The organism is Bacillus gaemokensis (genome assembly GCF_001590835.1).
GTDB lineage: Bacteria > Bacillota > Bacilli > Bacillales > Bacillaceae_G > Bacillus_A > Bacillus_A gaemokensis.
Genome location: NZ_LTAQ01000012.1, coordinates 364169 through 388208, shown reverse-complemented (window position 1 = coordinate 388208; position 24040 = coordinate 364169). Strand labels below are relative to the sequence as shown.

Below are 24040 nucleotides of genomic sequence, written 5' to 3'. Positions count from 1 at the left end.
AATTGTGTATATTAATCATTAACATATGAAGAAGCCCCTATGCCTTCACTAGACATAGGGGCTTCTTTTAAAGAAAACTAGATTCTATTAACCCTAGCTTTCTCGATAACAGTGAAAAAACTACTACTGGACTTTCAAAAATTAGTTGATCCAGTTATAGTAAGTCTTCTCCAATAATCCTTACTTCTCTTTCTAACTTAACACCAAATTTTTCTTGCACCGTTTTTTGCACAAAATGAATTAGATCTATATAGTCTTGCGCTGTTCCGTTATCAACATTCACCATAAATCCAGCATGCTTTGTCGAAACTTCTACACCACCAATTCTCTTTCCTTGTAATCCTGATTCTTGAATAAGCTTACCAGCAAAATTGTTAGGCGGACGCTTGAAAACACTACCACATGAAGGATATTCTAACGGCTGCTTCGATTCCCTTTTGTACGTTAAGTCATCCATCTTTTCTTTAATCTCTGCGTATACACCTTTCGCAAGTTCAAATGTAGCCTCAAGTATAATGTAATGATTATTAGCAAATGCGCTTTTACGATATCCGAAATCAAAATCATCTTTTGAAAGAGTATGTAACTCTCCCTCTTTTGTCATAACAACCGCTTTTGTTAATACATGTGCAACCTCTCCGCCATATGCACCCGCATTCATATATAAAGCTCCACCAACTGATCCTGGTATACCACAAGCAAATTCAAGTCCTGTTAAACAGTTATCTAGCGCTATTCTTGATACATCAATAATGGCTGCACCACTTTGCGCTACAATTTCTTGCTCAGTCACAGTCACATCCGTTATATGAGTCAAGCTTAATGTAATCCCACGAATCCCACCATCTTTTACAATTACATTAGAACCGTTTCCTAAAAACGTAATTGGAATGTTATATTGATTCGCATACTGTACAACTTGTTGAATTTCAGTATAAGTAGATGGGGCAACAAAAACATCCGCTTTCCCGCCTACTTTTATATGCGTATGATTCTTTAGCATTTCATCTTGTTTTACATTTCCCTCTGGCAATACTGTACTTAAATATTTATATACTTCCTGCATATTCATTCTATAATTCCTCTATTTCTATTAATAATTAATGGCCTATCCTTTTGATTGTTCCAGTATTCTTAAAACCATCCTCTTATCCTCTTCCATTCCGCTTACAAGCTCATTCACTACATTACATGTAATACCATGCTGAAGATAAATTGATAATCACCCGCCACAGGGATCACCTGAATAGTTTAGTAAGATAGTTTCCTTCTCTATCTTATCAAAAAATCGGGAAGAAAACTTCACCTTCAAAAATTTTCCGAAATAACCAAGTTGAAGGTGGAGCAAAAAAATAAAAACTAGCCTCTTCCTTTACAAAAGTCTATTATATCGCATGTCAATGGGAAAAAATATGTTTAAAGAAGGAACTTTTCAAACTGATAAGAATGTCTATTGTTTGTCATATCAAAAATAGAAATTACAAAACCGTAAGCCCCATGTAATATAAATCGATTACTCTCGCTCTATTTACTTGTTAAGATACAAGCAGATAAAAACGAAATGAGGTAAAAACATGAAGAAACTCCTTTCTATATTTGCTGTTCTCACTATATTCGCTAGTTTTGCGATCGGTTGTGACCGATCTTCTCCGAATAAAATTGGAAAAGACTAATATTACGTACAAATAAAAGGTGAGGGAGAAATCAAAGATAAAGAACGCTTCTACACTTTATCTGGTTATAACGAAAAAGGAACAGAAAAGAAAATCACTTTCACAAGTGCGAAAAACAAAAATGAAAAACTAAAAGAAAATGCATTTTTACGCCTTTACATTAAACAAGAAGATAAAGCAGAAATAACCTATGAACAAGTAAAGTCATACGAAGAAGTTCAAAAAGAAGATTTACCAGAAAAAGTGAAAGAGAAATTAGGTGTGAAGTAAACACTAAAAGGATGCCTCCTTATTTTTTTAAAGGCATCCTTTTTTCATGTTACTTCAAGTGAATTTGAACTGGTGGTAATATCTTCTCAGGATGTAAAGGTGACAACGGTACATCTAATACGTAATCTTTCAAACTAAAATTCTCTACACCATATTCTCCATCCAACTTAAACGTTGCTTGAAATTGTAATTTTTCCTTATTTAACACTTTCACATTACTTCCCTTTATAACATGACCAATTGGTGCAAACTCTTTGTCAACATACGAAGAATCAACTAAATTCATAACCTCACCGCAATTTATCAATTCATCCATAGATTTATGCTTTGTATCCACATTTTGAAGTGTATACTGCACGATTAACCGCTGTTTTTTATGTTGAATTTTATTAACAATGATCTTCAAATCACTACGAGTACTTTGTATCTCAAAAGGTGTTGGTTTACTTAAAACATGAATAGATGGTTTTTCAGACAATCTAACATTTGGATGTAGCGTGATAAATTCCGCACCCTCTGGAATTTTTCCAAAAATAGATCTTTCATCAGATTCTATCTGATTTCCGACTTTTTCTCTTCCAAATTCAATACCTGACGTTTTAAAATCCATTTCATTTCCCTTATCATCAGTCACTTTTCCAATTCTCGCTAAATCATTCTCCCCTATAATCGGATAAATCGCTTTATAGTCGATTGCAATTGATTCTTTTCCAACTGTAATCTTTTCAAAGTTAAATGTATGTTCCTTATCCTCACTGCTTATGAATTGCTGAGGATTAATTACTTTATTCTTTAATTGCTGTACTGGGATATCAAACTTCCATAACCCTCTGGTCTCCCCAATAGATGTAATGGTAATTGGTAATGTTGTATTTGGGGGAAGCTCTTTTTCCGGATAATCAATGTGAATATTCCCAAACCAACCGTCTTTTGTTCTTTTCCCATCAAATGAAGCTGCACGCATCCATTTTGAACTTCCATCAAAAAGTTTAAAATCATAATAAAAGCCATTTGCAAAAGTATTGTTTATCTCTACTTGATCAGGATTATCAACTTTAAATGTAATACCAATTCTACCACCATCATAATAAACACTGTTCATTGTTACACTAATTCCGTTGCTCACTGCTTGCTGATTTAATTCTGTTACAAGCTTACTTGCCGATAAATTTTGACCAATTGTATCATGAAAATACGAATAGACTTTCCCAATAATCGGAACTTCCGCCAATACATGACTCATTTGTGGAAACACAAATCCAGAGCCTAGTACACCTATACATATTGACGCTGCGGTTAATAAAGCAATTTTTCTTCGATTATGTATCTTTTTAACGGGCTTTTCTTGTTGCGCCCTAGCAATTCCTTGTTTTATGGCAATGTTCAACTCTTCTCGAGGAACTTCAATTTTATTTATTTCGTCATCAAACCACTGTTTATCCAATTCTCATCACTCCCCCCTAATAATTTTTTTAGTGATTTTCTCGCTCGATGCAAATACGTCTTTACAGTTCCCTCTGGTATATTCATTTGCCAAGCAATTTGATTAATTGAAAAATCATAATAATAATATAAAATGATTACAGTTTGATAATTTTCATCTAACCTTTGAATAGCTCCCTGTAAATCAATGTTTTGTTCAATTTGATGCAAATTGTTAGATATCGCCTCATATGTATCGGCTTCTCTTCCGCCTTCTATCTTCTTCACTTTTTTCTTCTCACCTAATAACTGATAGGCATTATGTATAAGAATACGTGTCAACCATGTCAAAAAGTAGTTTGGTTTCTGTAACTGTTCAATGGATAAATACGCTTTATACACTGTTTCTTGTACAACGTCTAGTGCATCTTCTTTATTCTGTACATACATATAAGCAGTGCGGTACAACCTGTCTTGATGTAGACTAATAAGCTGTTCAAAAGCTGCATCGTCGCCTTTTCTCGCTTTTTTAACTAATTTTATCTCGTCCATCGTATCCCTCCTTCCATTTATTAGATAACCTACATAGCTATTTGGTTTCAACTATTTATATTTTTTTCAAAGTTTTTACTGCATGCAAAAGAGCACATCCAATAGAATGTGCTCTTTACATACTTTATTACTTATCGTTTTCTTCTTTTTCTTTATCAAACCATAGTAATTCATCGTCATCAACTTCACCATTATAGTTGATCAGTATCTCTTCTCCTGCTTTTATATCTTTGTAAGCAAAGAAGTTAAACGTATGATTCTCAAAAACAATCTCATACGTCGCATTCGGCTTATAAGAGTGGTTAAATAACATACCATAACCTAAAAGGATTGCCGTATGATTCACCCCATACTCAAATGCGTAGTCAGCAAGTAAAGTTTTCTCTATGAATACATGTTCCTCGTTCGGATAAGAAATAACTGGCGCTGCGTGTATAAGCTCACCTTTTTTTATATCGCGAGTTGCAAATACACCTCTATTGAATTCTCCATCGCTAAGTGCTGAAGTCTTTATTTCGATCATGTTAGTCACCTATACATTTCTTTCTTTGAAGTATTTTATCTCCTTAAGCTTGGCAGATAATGAAGAGAAAAGCAATTGGTTTTATTTTTCCTTTTTAAAACAGGTAGTAGTTTATATTTCGTTACTCAAAAGATCATATATGGTAATGTGTTATTGTAAGAATAATCCGAATTAACATCTTGCACTTAAGGAGGCCACAGAATGATTCCTACGCAAGCTAAAGCAGGACATTTAAAAGAACAGCTACAAACTATATTAACTAACGAGTATTCAGACTTAGCAGTAAAACAGTTAGAAGTCATAGGAAACGGTGTACAAAACGTTGTCTTTCGAGGTGACTCTGAAAAAGGCCCTTTAGCTTTCCGCGTACCTTGGGAACGCGAAGTAAACAATGTAAATGATGGAGTATTCAATAGCCGCATTTCCTTACAAAAAGAAGCAACACTCTCTAAGTTTTGCTTCTCAAAAAGCATTCCAGTACCAGCAGTTCACAGACTACATCTCTCTACAGAACTTGACTTCTTAATTTCAGATTATGTGGCGTCTGATTCCACTTCTATTTCTTCTTATAAAATTGGAGAAGCACTCAATCAACTTCATAATATACCAATTGAAGATTTGAATTACCAAAATGAACACGGAAAGCCTTGTAGCAAATTAATTGCTGAAAGACTTGTCACAAGACTAGAGGCATTCAATCAAATTGCTAATTGGAACATTCAACTACCAAACAAACGAGAAATCGAACAAATATTACAAGAAGGCGATACCTTAAAAAAATTACTACACATGGACATCCGGCCAGTAAACCTAATTGGTTGGAGCGGTGAGGTGAAAGCAATTGTTGACTGGGATAATGCATTGATTGGTCATCCACTGTTAGACTTAATGAGAATAGTGGAAACGAATGAAGTAAATTGGGATGAATTTAAAGAAGGGTATGGAAATGATGAGGTTTTTGATTCACTTCCCAAAATCGTACGTTTATTTTACCAGCTTGATACAGCAGTGATGTTGGCAAACCTTTTTATTACCTCGCTGAAAATAGCTGATAAAGAACTGTATTATAAAGAACGCGTGAAAATGCTTAGTAAAGAAATACAGGAAGCTTTATAAAAAGGAGGAGCATACATTATGGGAAACAATGATAAGAGAATTGAGATAATCATCAAATATTTTAAGGCTGTTGATTCAAAAAATTTAGACGCAATTTCCTTGCTATTTGATCAAGAGGTTGAGATTTTCTTCCCCCAATCTGGATTATTAAACGGATTAGGCGAATTCAATAAACTCAATCAAGAGTTAACCAACTTCATCACTTCCCTTGAACACGATATAGACAATTTTATATATACAATATCAGATAGTAGAATTGTTGTAGAAGGTACAGAAAGTGGTACTTTGCGAAACAATCAATCGTTTACAAACAATAAATTTTGTAGCGTATTTGAAATAGATTCAATATCAATGCTAATAAAAAGAATGTACGTTTACACAGACCCTACTTTCGGGACTTCACGTTAATACATACACAGAAGGCATCATCTATTCCCAAAAGGTCAGGTGATGCCTTAATCTCTTCAATTATCTCTTTTGTCGATCCCTGTAATTTCCTATTTCAATTTATTATTTGGGTCTTCCACCTTCTCAGATAAACGCTCTTTTTCTATTTTAGAATGCTCAATATACTCCTCTGAAAACTCCGTAGCATATCTCCTATGATCCCCATTAGATACCCCTCGTAAATGATCATCTTCATGTAAAACCAATCTCTTCATATAAATATGAAAGAGTATTTCTACTACACTAATAAGAAGAGCCGCCCAAAATGAAGATGCTGTAATGTCACGAGTCACATTAATATTTGTAAGAAGATAAGTTAATACCCAAATCCCTAAAAAACTTAAGCCAAAGTCAGCAATTGTAGCAACCGTATTTCCATACTTAGATAAAATGAACAAATCTCCGATTAGATAGGCTACTCCTGTAATTACTAACGTAATAAACAAAATTATAGGAATAGAAACACCTTGAAAAATACCTAGTATCAAGAGTAGTACAGCACTAATTGCAGTATATTTAATTAACAAAGCAACCATATGTTTCATCCATGCTCCTCCATTTTTTCAACTTTCATATAGGGATAAAATTTTCATTTTCACACCCTATATTAGATTGTGTTGGTACTGTAAAAACATACAGGAAATTGTAAATATAAAAAATGTTGATGGAACGTCATTCACTGTTCCACCAACATCTTTTCATTTATCTCATACTATGTCATGCAATAAAGAATCTCACTTCTAAGACCCTTCCGTACCATAGTCCTGGATCGTTAACTTTACGCTGTATTTGATTGGAACCTTACTAAATGTTTTATCCCAATCTTTTTCGACCTTTTTCCATACTTTTGGATACTCAATTTTCAATCTGTTACCGAAGCAAGCTACATCAGTCTGATATTCCTTTTGAATTTTTTTCAATGTACGCTTCACCAATTGATTCACTTCTTGTTTCGCAGCTTTTTCTACACTTTTTAGAAACTTATTTTCAAAAGGTTTTCCCAAAGTGACCCAGTTTTCAGATATCCGTCCCTCTGATTGGATATCCACATCAAAAGAGATATTATCCCCTTTAACGTGGGGTTGAATTTTACTTTTCATAGATTTCACTTCATACATGATGGGTTTTCCTGTCTTTTCATCAAAACTTTTCACTAAACCGCTTTTCCCTTTCCCAGTTAGCCATGTTAAGCCTTCCAACTCATTTTCATTCAGAAAACCACGCAGTTTTTTTGTCTTCCCTTTGATTACGGCAGCGCCCGCAAATTTCACTTCTCCATTTATCGAAATCACCTTTGGCAAAAGAAAACTATCTCCTAACCGTATCTTTCCCGGTAATTTAGCAAGCGGCATAGGAGGTAAAATCCGCGATGATCTATATTGATTATCCGCAATTCCAAGCAAAAGGAACGCTGGAATTTCTCCTTTTCCCCTCGATTTCAATGTCTCGCTAGCTTGCCCTTTACTAATCAACACGAGACAATTTGGTCTCATCTCATTATCACGGATATAAATATCCAGCAGCTGTTTCAAACTATACATCCGTGCAAGACTTTCACTAACAACAATCACTTTCGTATGATGAAAAATTATAGGCCGCTGCCTTCTTAATGCAACTTCACGAATCGATTGGTGAAGGGAATCTCCAGTTTCAGAAATATTCGTGTAAGGTTTTTGTTGTGATATTCCACCTTTTCCTCCTCCTGATGATAATTGTGGTGTAACCAATTGATAGGTTGATGTTACAAGATTTTTTTCTGATAACCTCCTCCTTGTTCTTCTATCTCTCTCTCAACATTCGTCTCCTTTCCTTTATCAATTGCCAAACCTACCGCGAAACCGAGTTCTTCAATTTCATGACTGCTCCAACATCCTGTAAGAGCCAGAAGCAAAAGAACTGATGATACAACGAAAAGAAATCGTACATTATTCACACTTCGGTTCATTCTTTCTTTTCCTCCATCTCGAAATTACAAGAAGAAGCAGTGGCAGGATACCGAATAATACAATTGCTATATTGCCAATCATGTCCCCAAATTTAAATAGATCATTAATGTTTTTCGGTATCCAAGCAATAATATAAATAACCGGAAGTAACCCGTACATAAATGAGTGACTATTCTTGTTAAAAAGCTGTGCCAATCCCAAGGCAGCCGCATAGTAGCAGATTGTATACGTTGCAAATATTTGCATGATCCATATCACAAGTAATAAAGATTCAAACCGTTCAAATATCAAACCGGGGATTTCAAAACTTCGCATAAGATCAATTGAAGGCCAGGTTCTCATTACCACCCCATCAACTGAAAACGCTCCTATCACCATAACAACTGTAATAACATAAAAGACTAAGGGGATAGCAGTTCCGATGAGAACGACTTTTACAGCTTGGAGTGGATGTTTCATGAATGCCAAAAGGAGCAACATGATTTCGGCTCCTGAATATGCGAGAGTTGTTGTTTTTAAACCTTTTAACACAGGGAGAACTCCTAATCCTAATACAGGACGGAGATTATCTAACTCAAACATTCCAATACTCATAAAGGAAGTCAGCAAAAAAATGAAGACTGTAATTGGAAATATTATTTCAAACAGACGAGAAATCGAATTTATACCACCTAAGTTCAAATAAATACTCACCCACATAAACGGCATGATAATAGCCCACCCAGGGGTGCCTTCCAATAAAAAAACTTGTTACTTCACCTAGCACTCTAACTTCAAATGAGGAAAGCATAACAAAGTAGCCTATAATGAGTAGACTAAATAACGCCCCCACCCATTTCCCTACAATTTCTTGACTATATTGATAAAAAGTTTTTCCAGGAAACTGTTGACTTAATTTAACGATGATTACCCCTGCAACCATCGCAATTAACCCGCCGACAATAACAGTTATCCAAACATCCGGTGTCTTTAATTTCTCCGTAGCTGTTCTAGGCAGAGTGAGAATTCCTACTGCAGGTACATAATTAATAAGAATGACAACTGCTTGCGAAGTAGGAATTCGATCTTTCGGGCCGGTAATCATCACTCTTCACTTCCTTTTCGTATTGAATCTTTCGGATTCAACATTTTCGGACGACGTTTCATCATCTGAAGTGGCATGCGAATCACTAAATCGATAAAGAACGGCTGGACTGGCATAGGGCACACCAAAACTCTTCAATCTCGCTTTCCTACCTGGAGTTTTGTTAATGATAACCCATCATTTTCACCATGAAGGCGCAAAAGAGCAGTATTATCGCATAAAACTTCTGTAAAACCTACCCGCGGGCCTCTGACTGACACCTCTGATATAGGCTCCTCAATATTCCGTGGTTTTCCTTTTCTTGTATTAAGAATAAATACATCTGATAATCCATCAATCAAAAGTGCCGTTGAACCTAATAACACTTTTGACATCAACTCTTTTATAGAATGAACTTCTTCTATGCCACTAATGGAAAGGACCCGATTCTTAATAAACTCTTTTGAAATGATACCTTCCATATAAAACGATGTACCCTTATACTCTTCATAAAAATTAAGCATCAATGACTTCAAAATATGCATATCGATAAGATCTTTATCCGACAGTCCTTCCACAAAAACAAGCGCCGCTCGAACGTCTGTACACCCAATGTTAAATTCGCGAAAGTGTACGTCTGAGTTATAACGAATTTCTTCTTTTACACTCGCTAAATCCATGGTGAAATTGCCTGTAAAATGACCTGTTCCACTTTGCTCCTTATATGTATCAGTTTGTTTTTCTATCCGCTTCATCTTTGATTCCTGTTCTTTCATCCTCATCACTCTTTCTCTAATGTACGGATCCAGCTAAAAACTCGTGAGGCCGCATAAGGAACGAAAAATACGATAAAAGCTTGTACAAACACTTTCCAGTTTGGAAGATAAGACACAAGCGTTTTTCACATTTTAATCACCTAATATCAGCAGTTGACACTGCAATTTTTTATCCTAATTAGAATTTCTTAAGCATTATTACGCCTTATATATGGAAGTTTAATCCAATTAAAATTTTACAATGACTTTCTGATTGCTGTTAGATATCCTTTTTGCAACATATGGCCACTAATCATTTCACCAAATACATTCCGCTTTCAAACTCTTCATTTCCATCAATTCACGAGCTCTCCCTACTTCTACAAAAAAAATCGTGCAGACCAAAGTATTGGTCTGCACGATTTTTTTTGTATGTTTTTATAGATTTGTTTTCATATACTACTTAATGCTTCTTCAAATCCCTCAGATTAGATATATATAAAGCAATAACTAAAATGAGGATAGATCCTGCATATAATAATGTTTCAAATGGCTCTTCATGAGAAACAATAATTAATCGAATTAGAGCTGTAATTCCTATGTAAATAAAATAGCGTAACGGAAAGTGGTAATTCGACTTAAAATACTTAATAATCAATGCAATAAATTCAAAGTATAAAAAGTAAACAATAATACTTTCAACTAGTTTATACGATGTGAATTTTTTTGCTGAAAATATATACTGTACAAATGTGATTGTTTCATTAACTAAAAAGATAGATAAAACAATGGATAATATAATAAGAGCTATATTCAATATCCACTGTAAAACACTGGCAATATAATGATCGATATTAAATGATTTCATTTCATCTAGTACTCCTCTGCGGATATATAATACTCCTACATTATAGCAAAATTATCCTGTTATATAAATTTCAGAATTGTTAAATCATATTTTCTACCTTTATTCTCACCTTGATAAGGAAGTGCCATCGTATGAATTAACCTTTTCACTACTGAACTCGATGCGATATTAAGAAATGCTTTTAATTCTTTATTTGTAATCGTTGTTCCTAAAAGGAGTGCATAATCTTGTAAGGCATATTTATGTGCTTCTTTCGACAGAGCGTTACACTTCGTACAATGCCACCCTCTTTTTACTTTATTCATTGAAATGAACAAGCACTCTGGACATTGTACGCCTTTTAATAATTCATCTTTTGTAATGCTATATTGCTCAAGGGGATTTTTCTGTAATGGAGAATGGTCTATCATAATATGTTGCATTAATTTTTGCAGCTTCTTTGCTGATAATCGTTTCTTTACATATACACTTTCCAGCTGTTTAATTTTATTCGGCAGATTTGCACTATGAGTAATTTTCTTAGGAAGATCTTGATTATGGAATGAAGTTTTAATAATTGTACGAGGTGTACTAATAACAACGAAGAATTCTATTGGAAGATTTGAAAATCCATGTGAGTCTAACCATTTTTGAAGTTGCATTTCCTGTCTCTTAATTTGTAACATCGGGTCTGGGAACCCCTCTGACTTTTGTTCTGATATACGAATAAGTTGATTAAATTCAGTATCAAAAAGTAATGTACCTGTTATATTTTTGATTTCAAGAAAGAGAAGAAAACGCGAGGATATGATGAGAGTATCAATTTGAAAATAGTGATCCTGCTCAAACAGCCTTATATCATGTAAAATGTTGTACTCTTTATTCGACAGAAAGCTTAATGGATAATCAATGGCTTGTTCACCTTTATATCCTGCCTTATGTTTCGCAAATTTTTCGGAGATTATATCTCTTTTCAGATGATTAGCAGGCAATCTTCTTAATAATGCTTCTAACTGACGCAAATAAACCGGTATTTCCCGCTCTTTTACAATCATTTCAAGCACCCCTTTATAATATATCAGCGGTTCGACACAGGATATCGACCATTCGACAAAAAACGCTACTAACTATGGCTACCCTTACACCAGAAAAATCAGCACAAAATGTGATTTGAAGCATAACATTGCCATAAATCTTTTGTTAACCCATAAGCTTGCTTCAAGAGAAAAAAATAGTAGCAATCCATCTCAAACTTTTAAAATCAAAAAAGACCAAATTCTAATAAAGAACTTGATCGTATCATTTATTTTTATTAATCTAATTCACCATAATTAACATAAAAATTATATATTACCCTCTACTTAAATTACAAATAAGTCTATTATCATTCAAATTGTATACTAATAAATTGAATAAAAAATAGCTAATTTCGTTATCTATATGTGTTCCCACATAATAAAGTTGTTAAAAAATAATAAAGTCGTTTAAAAATCTAAGTTTTATTCAACAATAGCGCCCGATTCTTGAATAACTTAAGATTAGCTATAAATTCAATCATTTAAAAATCTATAGAACTCTGATATTTAATAATCTTGTTTTAGAGACCATACCAGCACTTTCTAACGTTTGTTTCGAGGGAGCGTTATAATACCAACAACCGCAAATCGGATTTAGATTATTGTCATAACACCATTCCTTTAAATGATGTATTATCGTTCTGCCTATTCCTTTTTTTCTATATTGTTCATTTGTAAACATACCGATACTTCCATATCTGTCGAGTAACTTACTTGTTTCTATAATCCCTATTCCAAGCAGAATACTTCCTTTGGTGTAGGTGAATATTTCCCTATTTTCAATACGTTCCTCCACTTTACCAATGAAATCCTGACATACCTCAGTTATTTTTGGAGCATCGCTAGGAACCGCAGCTCTGAATTCCCCATCTTTAAATAATTTTCCCTTTGGAATTTCCACTTTTTTATCTTGGAAAAAGTAAGCTTGTTTTTCAATCTTATAATCATGATCTAATACCAAACTTAAAAAAAGTTCGTCGCATGTTGGAACCAGTATTGACTGAATTGAATGATCCCTAAGAACATTGTTAAAAATCTCTTGGGATTCATTATAGTATGATAAATCTAAATAAAATTGTGTTAGGTACTGGTTACGATGAATGGCATAATAACCTGCAACTTCAGAGTTGTAATTGATTGTATAAAATACGGAATTGAGAATGTGCTCCTCTAAAAAGGAATCAATAGGAGAACTTAATGTACTAACATATCTTTGGATTAATTCCCCAATATCACTTTGTTTACATTCTTTAAAATAAAAACTCATGTTTAGACACCTCATATTTTTGTTGATCTCATTAGTACTCATGTAATATACCTTATTACTCATAAAATAAAGAGAATCTATCCAATAAATCATCTAGAAGTATTAGTGAGAAATTCTATTTAAGTATCGTGAAATCCTTCTCTAACCTCCGAATTAGTTGTACAACCTTACTTTACAATCTGGCCCAATTGTGGAATAGGATGACCTACATTTTTTTAACAACTTTATTATTTTTTTAAACAACTTTATTATTTTTTTAAACAACTTTATTATTTTTTTAAACAACTTTTTGTCACTTTACAAATTCGAGAAAATAGCCTTTTTGGCAGATAGTTGTCTGCCAAGATTTCTGCCAAAAACAAAGAAGAGATCATCTCGAAAGGTGGTCTCTTTTCTTGTATCTTTACTTTTGTTTTTGTTTCAATTCAAGCGCTTTTGCTCGACGGTCTCTAATGCCGATAATGATATTTTGGTTCACGTTTATTTTTTCAGCACGTAAACGCTCAATACACTCGTCTATGATAGCAATTTCGTTATCATAATCTTTCAGTTTACGAAACGCCATAGCATACGATGTGTATAGCGCAGGCACGTTGTAGCCGTTGTATCTTGCTTTATCGAACAACTCGATAGCTTTTTCTAAGTTGCCCGCCTTACGTTCTTTATCCCCTTTTTCCCAGTACGGCATACCCTCGTCGAAACCTCTATCCCAGTTGTGTAGATTCTTTATTTCAGATAAAGGTACGCGTGAGTGAACGGGGTTAATAGAAGACGATTCATTCTTTTTTACTACAACGTCGCCGTATTGTTCTTTTAGAAACTTCCAAACATCAATCAGATGATAGGTAGGTACGTTTCTACCTAATTTCTCTAACGCTTGTTGTTGGTCTATCTCATAGTTGTGGACTTCATCGTCGCCTACGTATATCCATGCACTAACGGACTTAGCGTATTTGCTCTTTAGTATCTTTTTGCCATTTGCTGTTAGAAGGGCATTAGTTTCATCTTGATACTTCTCTAGGTTTCCGCCGTAGATTACGTCGATTTCATCTCGTATGTTGCGTGTGATGAATACAACAGCTTTCAAGTTCTTATCTTCTACTTCGTCAAACGCTCTAGGCTTTTGCCCGAAGTAATGTTCATCAATTTCATTTGCAAACAACACAGGAGCAGTTTCAAATTTTAATTCGGGTGTGTTAGGGCTACGAGAATAACCATTATCACGATTAACAAACAACGGGATTACACGGTTCGTTAATCTATCGTTTGTTTCGTTTAACACCCTAGACATTTCTTTACTTTCAAGTTCAATAGCTTCGTCCTCTGTTAATCCAGTTGCAACGAAACGAGAGTCGGTTTCGTATTGCTCGCGAATTTTTTCAGCTTCATAAGCTCTTGCATGATATTCTTTATAACGATTTCCTCGTCCTTTACCTACATAAAAAATCTCGCCAGTTTCTTTGATGAACCATTCATATACATAAAAATCAGTCGCGGTACTTCCAGTAGATACGCCAACAGGAGAAGAAGAAATTGTAATACTTCCGTCTTCGTAGTTTGGTGTGAGGTTGATAGAAATACCTAATCCGATATTTTTGTTTTCACTTTCTTTCGGTTCTTCTTCTTTTGTTTTGTCAATCAGCTTTCTCATTTCTTCGAGAGAGTTTTGATTTTCTCCTTGTTCATCTTTCTTTTTGTTCCCGAAAAATTTATCGAATAATCCCATAGGTGAACCCCCTTTTTTTATCTAATAACAATCCAGTTTTCAATTTTCATTTTACCAAGTGCTTAAAAATTTTACGAGTTGGGTCTAGTGATCTAACTCTTTTTTGTCGTGTGTTTTGTAACTGTCTTCGTGCAAATGTAATCCCACTTCATAAAAAAGATAATGTGTTCAAGATGTTGGCGTGAAATAAAGTTTGATCAAAAATCCCAAGTAACCCTACACTCTACTGCAAACAAAAAGAATCCATTTTTGAGATTAATTATTTAGCTTTTATAAAAAAGTTTGATCATTTTCTGTCTGTGTTGTTCAACAATCGCGCCCGATTCTTGAAGATCGTTCCAACATTATTAACAAAGAAAAAAAGCACACCGTTGTTCAATAAGATTAAAAAGAGATTTAGTTACCAATTCTATTTATAACAACTTCAGGAGTGATTTGTAAGTTTTTTACTTCCATAAACATATTTAAGTTATATACAAAAACCATGCTTTGACATTGTCTAAAGCATGGTTTTTATTTGAACTAATATAAAACTGCTAAGTTGATTTTTTTAGCTCAGCTATTTATTGAATTCATTAACTGGAAGAAGTATTCAGGTTTATGAGTCTTATTTAGGTTATACCATGAATGCAATGTGTCGGGTGCAAATACATCTAATTTTTTCAGTACTTCCATCGTAAATTCCAGAGGTGCTACCCCTGATGCAGTAACCAAATTCTCACCAGATACCACAGGTCTCATCTCATAAAATTTTTCTCCTTTATAATTTGGACAGACCATTTTAATATACTCTAAGTCATTGCTTGTGTGTTTTCTAGAATCTAAGTATCCCATATTCGCAAGGGCCTCAGTTGCACCACAAATTGCAGCAACAATAGTACCAAGCTTTAAAGCTTCGCCAATTCTTTTTAAGATAGGTTGATGAATATCTTCTCTCCAAGTAGTCCCTCCAGGTAAGACTAAAAGATCTTTACTCTCAAGCGTACATTCATCAAGAGAAATATCTGGTTGTATATTCAGTCCTCCCATCGTAGTAATCATTTCTTTATTAGCTCCTACTGTAACTACTTTTAAAGGGGCTAAATCTTTTTTGAAATATCTTCCAGAGTTTAGTTCAGCAATTAAATATCCATATTCCCAGTCTGACATTGTATTAAATACATAAAGATAAACTTTTTTTGTTTGCATCGAATAACGCTCCAATCACAATTAATATAGCCTATTATAATATAACTTCCCTGACAGCTAACGTCAGGGAAGTTATCATACTTGATGAAATTTTATTAATTCCGACAGAACTTCAATAAGTCTTTGCTTAAGACTTACTGGCCCAATAATTTGAATAGATTTACCGTACGGTAAAAGTAAATGAGGTACATATGTATGTATCATATCTTTTTCAAGAAGAAATACTGCTTGAGTTGAAGTCCGTTCTTGTAAATAATGTCCAAAAAACCAATGTTGGCAAATATCATCCAACGCCCTTGTATTCCCTTTAATAACCAAAGGGATAATCCCTTCCTTACCTTCTATAGTTGGAAGGAGATTGTCCATAAAAAAGTCACGTGCTGAAAAATTTTCTGGTCGGTTAAACTTATTTTCAGTTAGCATTAAGCTTTCAATTCGATCTACTCTAAAGCTACGGATATCATTCCTAAGATGACAAAATCCAATCACATACCACTTATTATTCCAATAAATAATTCTGTACGGATCAACCAATCTATATGTTGATTGTTCTTCGCCACATTTAAGGTATAGAATTTTTACAGAGTATCCGTCAGCTACGGCCTGCTCCACTTCCTTCAAGGAAGGCTCCATAGAGAGGGAACTTAATCGACTTATTACTTCAAGACTGGTTAAACGTTGGTTTATCTTTGTTTCCTGTTCTTGATTTGAATATCTGCTTAACTTTGAAATAGCCCTATTTAGTGCTTCACCTCCATAATATCCGGCTTCTTCTGCAAAAACAGCAGCGTGAAATAGTGAGGTTTGCTCCTCAAAATCAAAAAAAAGAGGAGCTTCAATAAAATTGTTCAATAAAGTGTATCCACCATTATGGCCTGTTTCTGAAATTATAGGTACACCACTTGTTGAAAGTGTATCAATATAACGATACACAGTCCTTATATTCATTTCTAACCTTTCTGAAATTTGTTTTGCAGTAATTTTTTCACTTGAATTAAGCATCCATAGAATTGCTAGTATATTGTCAATTTTAGGCATATAAATCCACCTCTATATGGAATTTATTATCTATCATATAAGTTTATTTTTCTTAATTAGTAATAAGTAAACTTTAGTTTATCATTTAAATTTAACTTATTTCCTTGAATTAGATTATTCTGTCTTGTTAGTTTTAGTATAATTCTTAACAATCTATTTCCGATTTTTAGTATAACCCATCAACTGCGTTATTCCACAATCTGGCCCTTTAGTTGAGTAACTTTATTGTTACTCAACAGTTCCTTAATCCGCCTTTCAGTTCAGATCTTCTTTTCACTTTAAAAACATCCCTTTAGATAAACAGATCCAAAGGGACAAAACATCGCGTCTTTTTTATAAACACCGTGACTTTATTTAAAAGCGACATTTAAATTAATAACAGGATTTTGATCAAACTCTATTATAAATTGGCAATCTTTATTTTAAATCTACAATTCCTAACAAATTAACCTTAACATCCCCTGAATTCATATGTAATAAAATAAACCATAAATTGGCCCGATACAAATAAAACCATAAGTTGTCCAAAATGGCCAACTTATGGTTTAAATTACACACAAAATAAAAAAACCACCAAATATGTATTGGTGGAGACGGTGGGAGTCGAACCCACGTCCAAAAATATCGGCACTTAAGCTTCTACGAGTGTAGTCGATATATTAGCATTTCGCGAACTCTTCGGCCTATCGACAGGCTTCCAAGTTGCTAGTCTGGTTGTTCTCTTCCTTCGTCCTCAGACGGCGAACTCCGGCGTAGTCCACTTAGTTTGAGTCCCTTACCCTACCACATGGACGATGGAGGGAGGAACCTTTAGTGCAATTAAGCAGCTAAAGAAAGATTGTTTTGTTTGCCAGTTATTGGCTTTGACGTTTTAACGAGGCCGATCCCCTCGACTCGCGACCTAAGCTCGAACTATCCCTGTCGAATCCGTAACGTCCCCATGATAGAAATGGAGCATACGAAGAAATATCGTGATAGCTACTAAGAGCTGTTTTTCAATGTTCAACTGGCCTTACAAGAATTATTATAACATATGTGCACCGTTTTACAAATGTAAATTTCTGTATTACATCTTTTGACGATCACGGAACACACGTGCAATTTCGCGTTTTGCTTCTTTCTCTTTTAAATCATGACGCTTATCATATTGTTTCTTACCTTTAGCTAAACCAAGTGCCATTTTTGCAAATCCATTTTTCAAGTAGATTCTAACTGGTACTAACGAATACCCTGTTTCTTTTGCATAACCCATAAGCTTTTCGATTTCTTTTTTATGAAGAAGTAATTTTCTTGTGCGAAGCGGATCATGATTGAAACGATTCCCTTGTTCATACGTACTAATATGCATATTATGTACCCATACTTCACCATTATGTACACGTGCGAACGCATCTTTCAAGTTAACGCGTCCAGCGCGAATTGACTTAATTTCCGTTCCTTGAAGGACAAGCCCTGCTTCGTATGTTTCTTCAATAAAATAATCATGAAATGCTTTTTTATTCTGTGCAATAACCTTACCGCTACCTTTTGGCATTATCTGTCCCTCCTCTATTTTTATTATTGTAACAAATGTTAATGAAAAGCGAAAGTGGCTCGCTCAGAATGTGAGGTGGATGGAGCTTCTGACCTAGAGGCGCTCTTTGCCTCTCTGGAAGAAGCGAAGTCGCCGAACATTCTAGCCACTGAAGCTAGATCACTGAAAAGCGAAAGTGGCTCGCTCAGAATCTTAGGGCGCCCGCACTCCCGACAGAGAAGCGCTTTTTGCTTCGTCCGAGGGAGCGAAACTACCTTAGATTCTAGCCACTATTAAAAGTGGAGACGCTCGTTCAGCTCTGACCGGCTAAGGTTCTTTCGCACAGAAGATGTTTTTTATCTTCTCGTGCGGAAGGTTCTTAGACGCGAAGAGCTTGCCGTCAGAACTGGATACCACTAAAAGCAGAAATGGCTTCGCTTATACCCTAAGCGAAGCCACTCTTTTCTTACTTACGCTTTTTCTTTTTCTTCTTAAACCCTGGAACATTTTCAAAGAATGCTTTTTTCTTCTTGTCATTGCCATCTTTTTTCCCTGGACGACCAGAAGATCCTTTTCCTTGTCCATCACGTTCCTGCTTGCGTCCACTATTGCGTTCAGTACCACGTGTACTACTACGTTCGCCACGCCCACCGCGTTTCTTTCTGCCGCCGCCTTTTGGTTGTTCGATAACAACTGGACGATCTTTGAATTTACGTCTTGGACTGCCTTTCATACCGACGATTTCAAAGTCAATTGCACGCTCATCTTTGTTCACATTGATAACGCGAATTGTAATTTCATCACCGATACGGAAGATGTTACCCGTGCGTTCACCAATCATCGCAAAATGCTTCTCGTCATAGCGGTAGTAATCATCTGTTAAATAGCTAACATGAACAAGACCTTCGATTGTATTTGGAAGCTCTACGAATAGACCAAAGTTTGTTACAGAGCTAATCATACCATCGTACTCTTCGCCAATCTTATCAAGCATATACTCAGCTTTTTTCAGTTCATCAGTTTCTCGCTCTGCTTCAACAGCACGGCGTTCCATATTAGAAGAATGCTCTGCGATTTCTGGTAAATTCTCACGCCATTTCGCTTGCGTTTCGTTATCTACTTTACCGTTAATGATGTACGTGCGGATTAATCTATGCACAATGGAATCTGGGTAACGACGAATTGGTGATGTGAAATGTGTATAGAATTCTGTTGATAAACCGAAGTGTCCTAAACTATCTGCATCGTAACGAGCTTGTTTCATCGAGCGAAGCATAACTGTTGAAATCACGACTTCTTCCGGCTGACCTTTTACCATATCAAGAATTTGTTGCATAGCACGAGGATGTATTTCATTCGCACGTCCTTTTACCGCATAACCGAAGTTTGTTACAAACTCGAAGAAACGCTCTAATTTATCTTCTTTCGGATCCTCATGGACACGGTACATAAACGGTACGTTCATCCAGTGGAAATGTTCTGCCACCGTTTCATTGGCAACAAGCATGAATTCTTCAATTAGCTTCTCTGCTACTGAACGATCACGCATCACAACATCTGTTGGTTTACCTTCTTCATCTACTAACACTTTTGCTTCTTTAAAATCAAAGTCAATTGCGCCGCGTCTCATACGTTTTTCACGTAAAATCTCTGCTAGCTTACCCATATCTTTGAACATTGGCACAAGTGGCTCATAACGCTTAATTAGTTCTTCATCCTCATCTTCTAAAATGCTTCTTACATCAGAGTACGTCATACGCTCTGTTGTTTTAATTACACTTTGGAAAATTTCATGACTGACAACGTCACCAAGATTGTTAATTTCCATTTCACAAGAAAGTGTAAGACGATCCACTTTCGGATTTAATGAACAGATTCCATTTGATAAACGATGTGGAATCATTGGAATTACACGGTCAACAAGATATACACTTGTCGCTCTCTCGGCAGCTTCAACATCAATTGGAGATCCTTCTTGTACATAATGACTTACGTCTGCAATATGTACGCCAAGCTTATAGTTACCGTTCTCTAATAGCGTTACTGTTACTGCATCATCTAAATCTTTCGCATCTGCACCATCAATTGTAACGATTACTTGATCACGAAGGTCACGACGATCTTTTAAATCTTCTTCTGAAATCGTTTCTGGTACACTGTTTGCGTGCTCCATTACATCTTCTGGGAAAGCTAATGGCAAATGATGCTTATGAATAACAGATAAGATATCTACACCTGGATCATTTTTATGACCTAGAATCTGAATCACTTCACCTTCCGCACTTAAACGATCTTGCGGATAGCTTGTAATTTTCACAACAACTTTATGACCATCTACGGCACCCATAGAAGCACTTTTCGGGATAAAAATGTCACTTGTCCAGCGCTTATTATCTGGAAGAACAAACCCGAAATTTTTCGACTCTGTATATGTACCAACTAATTCCTTTGTACCACGCTCTATAATACGAATAACCGTACCTTCTTGACGTGATCCACTTGATTGTGAACTAATGCGCGCTAATACCGTATCACCATGAAGCGCACCATTTAATTCTGTAGGCGGAATAAAAAGATCCTCCGTCGTCTTCTCTTCTGGTACAACAAACGCAAACCCACGCGCATGCCCAATTAATTTACCGCGCACTAAATTCATCTTTTCTGGAAGACCATAACGATTGCTACGTGTACGAATAACGAGCCCTTTTTCCTCCATCATAACTAGTGCCTTTACAAAATCTTTAAAACCAGAGGAATCTACAATTCCAAAGGCCTCTTCTAATTCTTGTATCGTTAGCGGTTTATACGCTTCTTCTTTCATAAATAACAATAACTTATCAATATGTTCTTGAATAATTTCTTCCAAGTACAAATACCTCCTTTAAACCCTCATATATTATTTAGTGTATCCGAAACATGGTCTCTATATAAAGCGAAACTTCTATAAATACTCGTTTTACACTATTTATTCTGCTGCTTATGTACAGTAAAGTTCTCATCTTAAAAGTTTATTTCTATATAAATCCATTTTGATTTGCTGGCATCTAAGTCGCAGCTTTGCAATCAAAAGAAGATTTCCACTCGTTTTCTCCTTTTGTTCTAACATGGCATGGGGCTAAAAAAGGCACTGACCGTTTCTATCCATGGGCGGACGCTCTCTCCCATCTAAAAAGAATGGTTTTATGTCCTTTTTCATGAGAATACCCCATGAAAAAAAGAGGCAACTAGATCTTACCAATCTAGTTGCTCCAAGAAGTTATATACATCTTCGTGTAGCTCATCACGCTGTTTATCAAGCGTAATGACATGCGTAGATTCTTCATACCATTTAATGTCTTTTAGAGTAGACTCTACACCGTTATAGATAATGTTTGCGCTGTCTGTATTAATCATTTCATCATGGCGTGCTTGTACAACAAATGTTGGTGCATAAATCATATCAACATTGTTGCGTACGTCACGAATTAAATCTTGCAACGCTTTTAATGTATTCATTGGTGTTTGTTTAAAGTCCATCATTTCTGCCGCAATTTGCTCTGATGATTTCTGTTCACGCTTTTTATATTCACGTGCATACGCCAATATACCTTGGTACATAATTTCTTCGCTCTTAATGTACATAGGAGCACACATTGGCACAACACCTAAAATCGGTAATGTATAAGCAAGTTTTAATGAGAACACACCACCAAGTGATAATCCAACCGCAGCGATTTTCTCATACCCTTGGTCTTTTAGATGCTGATAAGCATTCATTACATCTTTCCACCAGTCTTCAGGACCTGTATGGACAAGCTGCTCTGGTGGTACACCGTGACCTTTATAGATTGGGGCGTGGCAAGTATAACCTTTTTTCTCTAAGAAACGCCCGAGCATACGTACATCAGCTGAATTCCCTGTGAATCCATGTAATAACAAAACAGCGCGGTCTCCACCTTCAAATGTAAATGGTTTCGGAGATGCTAATTTCATCATCTTCTTCTCCTCTTTCTCTTCTGTAATCTAGTCGTATTGTTTCTATCCTTAGTTTACCATAGTTCTATTTCCATAATCTAATTAGAAACTTTTTTCGAATAATGAAATACAAATGGAAACAAAAAAAGAAGAAACATTAGCACGAATACGCTAACGCTCCTTCTTTTTCAATATCTTTTAAAAAGAAAAGCCTTTACCTATAAGTTTAAGTACGTAACACCAATTGTTAGTGCGAAGAATAGTACAGCTAAAACAACTGTAATACGGCTTAATACCGCTTCAATCCCACGTGCTTTTTGCTTACCAAACAATTGCTCTGCACCGCCTGAAATTGCACCTGAAAGGCCTGAACTATTACTAGACTGCATAAGTACCATAACAATCATTAAAATCGATACAATAATAAGTAAAACTGATAATAACGTATGCACTTGGCGTACCTCCTACAAAGATTCAGTTAGTTTAAATGTTAGCATAAATCCTATAGAAAAGCGAGAGCTGTTCGATTGCTCTCGCTTTTTCTTATTACATAAACACAATTGCGAATAACGGACCAAGCAAACAAGTTAAAATCGCTGTTAATGTCATTGTTACCGATCCAATAACACCTTCATGTTCATTGTTTTTCATCGCTCTCATAACACCCATAATATGAGATGCGCACCCAAAACCAATTCCTTTACCAACAGAGTTTGTAACACGGCTCCATTTCAATAAAAGCGGACCTGTAATTGTCCCTGTAATCCCTGCAACAACAACGAATGCTGCTGTTAATGATGGAACGCCACCAACTTGCTCTGATACACTCATTGCAACTGGCATAGTCACTGATTTTGGTAATGAAGATAAGATTAAGCTTTTATCTGTTCCCATAAGCGTTGCAATAACTAGGTCACTTGCAATGGCTACTGTAGTCCCGACTAATACACCACCAACAATTGGTATCGTGTATTTTTGCAGAACGTGACGTTGTTTATAAAGCGGAATCGCAAATGCTACAACCCCTGGACCAAGCAATTTTGAAATCCAGCCGCCACCACTTTGCATGTATTCTTGGTATGGTATATCCAGCACAAGTAGTAAAACGATCATAAGTGCTGTTGCTACAATCATTGGAATGGTAAACGGTGTTGGTAAAAATTTATAAATCTTTTTAGATAATTGATATAATAACACGGTAAGAATAACCCAACCAATCCCGATTAATATCTGGCTCATTGCGTCTCTTTTTCCTTTCTATTCGCAAGATACTGTCCTGTATGTCCTGCGACAATAATAATTAAAAATGTACTCGCTACAACGGTAATGAACAGAGAAATTCCTTTGTTCATAAAAAAAGCACCGTAATTCATTAAGCCAATCGTTGGCGGAATCAATAAAAACGGCATAATAGCAACGAGAGTTTCAGCTCCTAAATCAAACCATTTCACAGATAGAACCTTCACGCTGAGTAAAACAAGCAACAAAAACATCCCAATCAAACTTCCCGGAATTGGAATCTGCAACATTTCTTGCACCCATGTTCCAATCATGTAAAACACGTAAAGAGCTGCAATTTGGACAATAATCTTTGTAAACTTCATGTTCATCATCCCTCATGTTTATACGATCTTCTATTTATATCTTTATCATAGTATAAATTG

The 24040-nt window shown here is 35.4% G+C and carries 20 protein-coding genes, 1 other RNA gene and 4 pseudogenes; 3 read left to right on the top strand and 22 right to left on the bottom strand.

Annotation, left to right across the window (positions count from 1 at the left end):
* Nucleotides 1-154: 154 nt before the first annotated feature.
* On the bottom strand, nt 155-1072 hold the full coding sequence (gene murB, locus AZF08_RS13100; RefSeq protein ID WP_033673169.1) for a UDP-N-acetylmuramate dehydrogenase: 918 nt from the start codon (nt 1070-1072) through the stop codon (nt 155-157).
* Nucleotides 1073-1574: 502 nt separating this feature from the next.
* On the opposite strand from murB, the pseudogene AZF08_RS28655 reads away from it, so the two are divergent.
* Nucleotides 1575-1943: pseudogene (locus AZF08_RS28655) on the top strand (YxeA family protein).
* A gap of 49 nt (nt 1944-1992) precedes the next feature.
* Here AZF08_RS28655 and AZF08_RS13095 read toward each other — a convergent pair.
* The 3 genes from AZF08_RS13095 to AZF08_RS13085 form a co-directional block, all read right to left on the bottom strand.
* Complete coding sequence (locus AZF08_RS13095; protein WP_033673170.1) at nt 1993-3387, bottom strand: DUF4179 domain-containing protein; 1395 nt, start codon at nt 3385-3387, stop codon at nt 1993-1995.
* Nucleotides 3357-3917, bottom strand: coding sequence for a sigma-70 family RNA polymerase sigma factor (locus tag AZF08_RS13090; RefSeq protein ID WP_033673171.1), 561 nt, complete (start codon nt 3915-3917; stop codon nt 3357-3359). The genes AZF08_RS13095 and AZF08_RS13090 overlap by 31 nt, the downstream gene beginning before the upstream one ends.
* 127 nt (nt 3918-4044) lie before the next feature.
* Nucleotides 4045-4440 carry an SET domain-containing protein gene (locus AZF08_RS13085; RefSeq protein WP_033673172.1) on the bottom strand — a complete coding sequence of 132 codons (396 nt, stop codon included), beginning with the start codon at nt 4438-4440 and terminating at the stop codon, nt 4045-4047.
* A 201-nt stretch (nt 4441-4641) separates the two neighbouring features.
* On the opposite strand from AZF08_RS13085, the gene AZF08_RS13080 reads away from it, so the two are divergent.
* Together AZF08_RS13080 and AZF08_RS13075 are read left to right on the top strand one after the other, a co-directional pair.
* On the top strand, nt 4642-5556 hold the full coding sequence (locus AZF08_RS13080) for a phosphotransferase family protein (protein ID WP_033673173.1): 915 nt from the start codon (nt 4642-4644) through the stop codon (nt 5554-5556).
* A gap of 18 nt (nt 5557-5574) precedes the next feature.
* Entirely contained in the window at nt 5575-5964 is a 390-nt protein-coding gene (locus AZF08_RS13075) for a nuclear transport factor 2 family protein (RefSeq protein ID WP_033673174.1), read from the top strand.
* Between the two features lie 89 nt (nt 5965-6053).
* Here AZF08_RS13075 and AZF08_RS13070 read toward each other — a convergent pair whose 3' ends face one another.
* The 18 genes and pseudogenes from AZF08_RS13070 to AZF08_RS12990 all read right to left on the bottom strand — a co-directional run bounded on the left by AZF08_RS13070 (nt 6054) and on the right by AZF08_RS12990 (nt 23980).
* The gene (locus AZF08_RS13070) at nt 6054-6548 is read right to left on the bottom strand and encodes a YndM family protein (protein ID WP_033673175.1); all 495 of its coding nucleotides are present in this window, start codon (nt 6546-6548) and stop codon (nt 6054-6056) included.
* Between the two features lie 195 nt (nt 6549-6743).
* Nucleotides 6744-7948 (bottom strand): annotated as a pseudogene (locus AZF08_RS13065) (Ger(x)C family spore germination protein).
* Nucleotides 7929-9033, bottom strand: a pseudogene (locus tag AZF08_RS13060) (spore germination protein). The pseudogenes AZF08_RS13065 and AZF08_RS13060 overlap by 20 nt, the downstream one beginning before the upstream one ends.
* Entirely contained in the window at nt 9033-9149 is a 117-nt protein-coding gene (locus AZF08_RS31255; protein ID WP_161486789.1) for a spore germination protein, read from the bottom strand. The pseudogene AZF08_RS13060 and the gene AZF08_RS31255 overlap by 1 nt, the downstream one beginning before the upstream one ends.
* A 24-nt stretch (nt 9150-9173) precedes the next feature.
* Nucleotides 9174-9767: pseudogene (locus tag AZF08_RS13055) on the bottom strand (spore germination protein); the annotation flags it as partial.
* A 463-nt stretch (nt 9768-10230) separates the two neighbouring features.
* On the bottom strand, nt 10231-10635 hold the full coding sequence (gene psiE / locus AZF08_RS13050; RefSeq protein WP_033673176.1) for a phosphate-starvation-inducible protein PsiE: 405 nt from the start codon (nt 10633-10635) through the stop codon (nt 10231-10233).
* Between the two features lie 59 nt (nt 10636-10694).
* On the bottom strand, nt 10695-11669 hold the full coding sequence (locus AZF08_RS13045; RefSeq protein WP_033673177.1) for a nuclease-related domain-containing protein: 975 nt from the start codon (nt 11667-11669) through the stop codon (nt 10695-10697).
* A gap of 511 nt (nt 11670-12180) precedes the next feature.
* Nucleotides 12181-12957, bottom strand: coding sequence for a GNAT family N-acetyltransferase (locus AZF08_RS13040; RefSeq protein WP_033673178.1), 777 nt, complete (start codon nt 12955-12957; stop codon nt 12181-12183).
* A gap of 403 nt (nt 12958-13360) precedes the next feature.
* Nucleotides 13361-14683, bottom strand: coding sequence for a DNA polymerase III subunit epsilon (locus tag AZF08_RS13035; protein ID WP_033673179.1), 1323 nt, complete (start codon nt 14681-14683; stop codon nt 13361-13363).
* Between the two features lie 555 nt (nt 14684-15238).
* Nucleotides 15239-15871: a type 1 glutamine amidotransferase family protein gene (locus AZF08_RS13030; RefSeq protein ID WP_033673180.1), complete on the bottom strand. Its 633-nt coding sequence runs from the start codon at nt 15869-15871 to the stop codon at nt 15239-15241.
* Nucleotides 15872-15946: 75 nt separating this feature from the next.
* On the bottom strand, nt 15947-16909 hold the full coding sequence (locus AZF08_RS13025) for a helix-turn-helix transcriptional regulator (protein WP_033673181.1): 963 nt from the start codon (nt 16907-16909) through the stop codon (nt 15947-15949).
* Between the two features lie 585 nt (nt 16910-17494).
* Nucleotides 17495-17849: a transfer-messenger RNA gene (ssrA, locus tag AZF08_RS13020) on the bottom strand.
* A gap of 126 nt (nt 17850-17975) precedes the next feature.
* A complete protein-coding gene (gene smpB / locus AZF08_RS13015; protein ID WP_033673182.1) occupies nt 17976-18443 on the bottom strand; it encodes an SsrA-binding protein in 468 nt (155 codons plus the stop codon).
* Nucleotides 18444-18888: 445 nt separating this feature from the next.
* The gene (gene rnr / locus AZF08_RS13010; protein WP_033673183.1) at nt 18889-21288 is read right to left on the bottom strand and encodes a ribonuclease R; all 2400 of its coding nucleotides are present in this window, start codon (nt 21286-21288) and stop codon (nt 18889-18891) included.
* Between the two features lie 365 nt (nt 21289-21653).
* A complete protein-coding gene (locus AZF08_RS13005) occupies nt 21654-22394 on the bottom strand; it encodes an alpha/beta hydrolase (protein WP_167332913.1) in 741 nt (246 codons plus the stop codon).
* 200 nt (nt 22395-22594) lie between these two features.
* A complete protein-coding gene (gene secG, locus AZF08_RS13000; protein ID WP_033673185.1) occupies nt 22595-22828 on the bottom strand; it encodes a preprotein translocase subunit SecG in 234 nt (77 codons plus the stop codon).
* Nucleotides 22829-22922: 94 nt separating this feature from the next.
* On the bottom strand, nt 22923-23615 hold the full coding sequence (locus tag AZF08_RS12995) for an LrgB family protein (protein ID WP_033673186.1): 693 nt from the start codon (nt 23613-23615) through the stop codon (nt 22923-22925).
* Nucleotides 23612-23980 carry a CidA/LrgA family holin-like protein gene (locus AZF08_RS12990; protein ID WP_033673187.1) on the bottom strand — a complete coding sequence of 123 codons (369 nt, stop codon included), beginning with the start codon at nt 23978-23980 and terminating at the stop codon, nt 23612-23614. The genes AZF08_RS12995 and AZF08_RS12990 overlap by 4 nt, the downstream gene beginning before the upstream one ends.
* Between the last annotated feature and the right edge of the window lie 60 nt (nt 23981-24040).